Origin of the sequence: Streptomyces sp. DvalAA-14, from assembly GCF_900091855.1 — a bacterium.
Taxonomy (GTDB): domain Bacteria; phylum Actinomycetota; class Actinomycetes; order Streptomycetales; family Streptomycetaceae; genus Actinacidiphila.
This window is the reverse complement of sequence record NZ_FMCH01000251.1, coordinates 1-4,717: the sequence shown is the minus strand read 5'-3', so window position 1 is coordinate 4,717 and position 4,717 is coordinate 1. Positions and strand designations below refer to the sequence as shown.

The 4,717-nt window shown below is 73.0% G+C and carries 3 protein-coding genes and 2 pseudogenes; all 5 read right to left on the bottom strand.

Translation table 11 applies throughout. The annotated features are described in order from the left end of the window. The coding region (locus GA0115240_RS13150) for an IclR family transcriptional regulator (protein ID WP_256069796.1) at window positions 1–557 on the bottom strand (557 nt) is incomplete at its 3' end. Window positions 558–802: 245 nt separating this feature from the next. Then, a complete protein-coding gene (locus GA0115240_RS13145) occupies window positions 803–2,593 on the bottom strand; it encodes a DEAD/DEAH box helicase (RefSeq protein ID WP_093736861.1) in 1,791 nt (596 codons plus the stop codon). 186 nt (window positions 2,594–2,779) lie between these two features. After that, a pseudogene (locus GA0115240_RS13140) lies at window positions 2,780–3,045 on the bottom strand (type II toxin-antitoxin system death-on-curing family toxin); the annotation flags it as partial. Window positions 3,046–3,097: 52 nt separating this feature from the next. Next, entirely contained in the window at window positions 3,098–3,889 is a 792-nt protein-coding gene (locus GA0115240_RS13135; RefSeq protein WP_093736860.1) for an inositol monophosphatase family protein, read from the bottom strand. A gap of 10 nt (window positions 3,890–3,899) precedes the next feature. Beyond that, window positions 3,900–4,717, bottom strand: a pseudogene (locus tag GA0115240_RS36840) (MFS transporter); the annotation flags it as partial.

Below are 4,717 nucleotides of genomic sequence, written 5' to 3'. Positions count from 1 at the left end.
GGGGCCGCGTGGCGCTGGTTGGAGGCCGCGGCGTACACGTCCACCGGCTCGGCCCCGGCGCCCTCCGCCTCGGCGCACAGCTCCCAACTGCTGCCGTCCGCGGTGGGCTGCATACCGCGGCCCGCCAGGATGGCCCGGCCGGCCGCGCCGCGGTCCAGCGGATGCCGGAAGCCGGTGCGGTAGGCGACGTGGTAATCGGTCCAGGTCGGCTCGACCACGGCGACCGCCAGCGCCTCCGTACCGTCGACCAGGGTCAGATGGGCGGTGGCGCCGATGTCCTCGGCCAGCGAGCGCAGCGCCGGCAGCGCCGCCTCCCGCAGCAGCGGGTGCACCTGATGGGCCAGGCCCAGTACGCCGAGCCCGACGCGGGCCCGCCCGCCCAGATCCCGGCGGACCAGTGAATGCTGCTCCAAGGTGGCCAGCAGCCGATACACCACGGTGCGGTTCACCCCGAGTTTCGCCGCGAGTTCGGTCACGGTCAGCCCGTGGTCGGTGTCGGCGAGCAGCTTAAGGACCCTCAGGCCCCGGTCGAGCGTTTGAGACGTCTCCGCGGTCACGACGCCCCCTCCTCGTGAAATCGGCGGCGCATCTCACAAAAGGACGCACTGCCGGTCCCGCGGCAGTGCGCGGAGAGGCCGCCGGACTGGTCGGCATACCGGCTGCGCTCCGCGGCTGCACTGCCACGGCGCGTGCGTGACCGGCACCGTAGCGAGCGGGTACCGCTCAGCGGAAGGGGTCGTCCACAATCCGGGCGTTGCCTTGACCCGCCCTTGGGGATCGTTCCCCTACAATACGGCGGACATCACCGCATTCGGGTAGCCCATTCCTGGACCTTCTTGATGCGCTCGGTGAGTTGTCCGGCGGTCGCCTCCGCGCTGGGCGGGCCGCCGCAGACCCGGCGCAGTTCGGTGTGGATCACCCCGTGCGGCTTGCCGCTCTGGTGGTTGTAGGCGCCCACGAGGGTGTTCAACTGCTTGCGCAGTTCGAGAAGTTGCCGATGGCTGACGACGGGCCGCCGGTCCGCGGGCAGTTCGAGCAGATCGGCCTCCTCGTCCGGTTTCTTCCGGCTGTGCGCGATCTGCCGGGCCTGGCGGCGCTGCAGCAGTATCTGCACCTGGTCCGGCTCCAGCAGGCCCGGGATACCGAGGTAGTCCTGCTCCTCCTCGCTGCCGGGGTGGGCCTGCATGCCGAACTCGGCGCCGTCGTAGAGCACCCGGTCGAAGACGGCGTCGGACTCCAGCGCCTCGAACGGCAGCATGTCGTCCTCGGTGGCCTCGTCCTCGGCCTTCTCGGCCTCGGCGAGGAGTTTGTCCTCCTCGGCGAAGGGATCCTCCTCGCCCTGCTTCTTCGGCTTGTCGAGCACGTGGTCGCGCTCGACCTCCATCTCGCCGGCGAACTCCAGCAGCATCGGGATGGTCGGCACGAACACCGACGCCGTCTCGCCGCGCCGCCGCGACCGTACGAAGCGGCCCACCGCCTGGGCGAAGAACAGCGGCGTGGAGATGGTGGTGGCGTACACCCCGACCGCCAGCCGCGGTACGTCCACACCCTCGGACACCATCCGCACCGCGACCATCCAGCGGTCGTCGGAGGCGCTGAACTCCTCGATGCGCCGGGAGGAGCCGGTGTCGTCGGACAGCACGACGGTGGCCTTGTGACCGGTCAGCTCCTTGATCAGCTTGGCGTAGGCGCGGGCCGAGTCCTGGTCGGCGGCGATGACCAGCCCGCCGGCGTCCGGAATGCCCTTGCGCACCTCGGTCAGCCGCTGGTCGGCCGCCCGCAGCACGTTGGGGATCCACTCCCCGGTCGGCGCGAGCGCGGTCCGCCAGGCCTGGCCGATGGCGTCCCTGGTCATCGGCTCGCCCAGCCGCGCGGACAACTCGTCGCCGGCCTTGGTGCGCCAGCGCATGTTGCCGCTGTAGCTGAGGAAGATCACCGGCCGCACCACGCCGTCCGCCAGCGCGCTGCCGTACCCGTAGGTGTAGTCGGCGGAACTGCGGCGGATGCCGTCGTTGCCCTCCTCGTACGTCACGAAGGGGATCGGGTTGGTGTCCGACCGGAACGGCGTCCCGGTCAGCGCCAGGCGCCGGGTGGCCGGCTCGAATGCCTCCAGGCACGCCTCGCCCCACGACTTGCTGTCGCCCGCGTGGTGGATCTCGTCCAGGATCACCAGCGTCTTGCGCTGCTCGCACCGGTTGCGGTGCAGCATCGGCCGCACGCCCACCCCCGCGTACGTCACCGCGACCCCGTGGTACTCCCGCCCCACCGGGCCGGCGCTGTAGTCCGGATCCAGCCGGATCCCTATCCGCGCCGCCGCGTCCGACCACTGCGTCTTCAGGTGCTCGGTGGGCGCCACCACGGTGATCTGCTGGACCAGATGGTTGTGCAGCAGGTATGACGCGAGCGACAGCGCGAACGTCGTCTTCCCGGCCCCCGGCGTGGCCACCGCCAGGAAGTCCCGCGGCTGCGCGGCCACATACGCGTCGATCGCCCCTTGCTGCCAGGCCCGCAACTTGCCCGCCGTCCCCCAGGGGGCGCGCCCGGGGAAGGCGGGTGACAGGTGGTGATGCGCGTTCGAAGCGGTGGTAGTCACGTTCTCCGTCGTGGGTCGGCGATACGGCTGCGGCTCATCCCGCGGGGTCGTACGCGAACCCCGGGGTCGTGCGAAAACCGCCTCAGCCTACCGGCCGCCCTCCGCTGCGGGACGCCGAGACGTGCCCGCGGGGCGGGGGTGCGATTCAGCTCACAGCGGGCGCCCCAGCGGGAGCGGCCCCATCCGGACGAAGGGTTCGGCGGCGTCCACGTCGAAGTGGGGGTGCAGGGGGTGGCCGTTGAGGTGGAGACAGACCCAGGCGGCGTACCGGGCGATGCGCTTGTTGCCGTCGATGGGGGCGCGGTTACGGGCCAGGGACTCCATCAGGGAGGCCGCCTTGTGCCGATGTCCGGGTAGGCGTCCTGGCCGAAAACAGTGGCCTGCGGTCGGGCCAGGGCCGAGTCGAGCAGGCCGTGATCGCGGACTTCCTCCTCGCCCAGCCGCCGTGCCAGATCGCCGAAGGCACCTTCTGCCGGGCCTCGTCGGGGGCTACTACGGGCCGGGCTACTGCGGGCCGCTGATCATCGACAGCAGCAGGCCGTGGGTCTCGGCGTCGGCGGCGGCCAGGAGTCCGCGGCCGGACGGGCCGATCGGGGCGCCGTCGATGCCGGTGACGACACAGCCGGCGGCCCGGCACAGGGCGATGCCGGCGGCGAAGTGCACGCTGCCGGACAGGTCGCCGCCGTCGGTGACGTAGGCGGCGCGCTTGCCGGCCGCGACCCAGGCCAATGCCAGCGTGGTGGACATGACGCGTGGCCGGAACCGCGCCTGGAAGCGCGGGTCGGCGAGCAGGTCGGTGGCGCTGAAGCCGGGCGCGTTCGCGTCCAGGTTGACGTCCACCAGCCCGGTGGCGGGCGTGGGCGCCAGCCGGGTATCGGTCCCGTCGTGCCGTACCCGGGCGGTCTCGCCACCGGTGAAGAAGATCTCGCCGCTGAAGGGGTCGGCCACCGCCGCCGCACCGCCGCGCAGGGCGACATTGACGGCCACCAGCCGGGTGCCGGCCGCGTAGTTCAGCGTGCCGCACAGCGGATCGACCAGCCACTGGCGGGCGGCGCCGGCCGCTCCCTGCTGCCCGCCCTCCTCGCCGAGTACCGCGTCGTCAGGCCGGGCGGCGCTGATGACGCCGAGGATCGCCTGCTCGGCCGCCACGTCGGCGGCGGTGGCGAAGTCCCCGCCGCCCTTGTCGATACGGGTGAGCTGCCGGCCGTACAGGGCGCGTACGACGTCGGCCCCGGCTCGTGCGGCGGCTACCGCCACCTCGGCATCGTCGGAGTAGACGTCGTCCGGTTCGGTCATGCCGGGCAGATTATCGGGACGCGGGGGCCGAGCCCATCGTGCGGGTCCGCGCGAGCGAATCCCTGGGCCGCAGCCGGACCGCGACCGCCGCGCCGAGCAGAGCGACGGCCGCGGCCGGCAGGAAGACCGCCGCGAAGGCCGCCGGGTGGGCGGCGGCGGTTGCGGCGTGCGCGGCCGCCGTGGGGGCCACCGAGCCGCCGCCGAGGGCGGTGAAGACGGTGCCGGCGGCGCCGACCATGAGGACGTTGGACAGGGAGTCCGAGACCTGGAGGGCGGCGGAGTTGGTGCCGGCGTCGGCCGGCGGGGAGAGCCGGAGGAGGAGCACCCCGAGGGTGGATATGGCCAGTCCCATGCCGAGGCCGCCGACACACCAGGCGATCGCGACGATCCAGGTGGGGACGGCGTGGTCGAGGGCCAGCGGCACCGCCGCGATCGCGAACGCCGTGCAGAGCATGCCGAGTTGGACCAGCCGTTCGCGGGAGCCCTCGAAGCGCGGCCGGGACTGGACGTACGAGCCGAACGCCCAGGTGAGGCCGCCGCCGGCCAGCGACAGGCCCGCCAGCGTCGGGGACAGGCCGCGCTGGGTGACCAGCATCAGCGGGATGAAGCTCTCGGCGGCGATGAAGGACCCCGCGGCGATCCCGCGCATCAGCACCACGGTCGGCATCCCGCGGTCCGCCCGGAAGGTGCCGCGCGGCAGCAGGCGCAGCGCCGCCGGCACGAGCAGCGCCGCGCCGAGCACCGCGGGCACGGCGGACAGCGGGCGCAGGTCCTGGCCGGCGAACTGGAGCAGGGCGGCGCCGGTGGCGAGGGCCACCGCGAGCCAGA

Excerpts from the sequence above, each read along its gene's own strand:
- GA0115240_RS13135 (WP_093736860.1), bottom strand. The coding sequence starts at position 3,889 with ATGACCGAACCGGACGACGTCTACTCCGACGATGCCGAGGTGGCGGTA.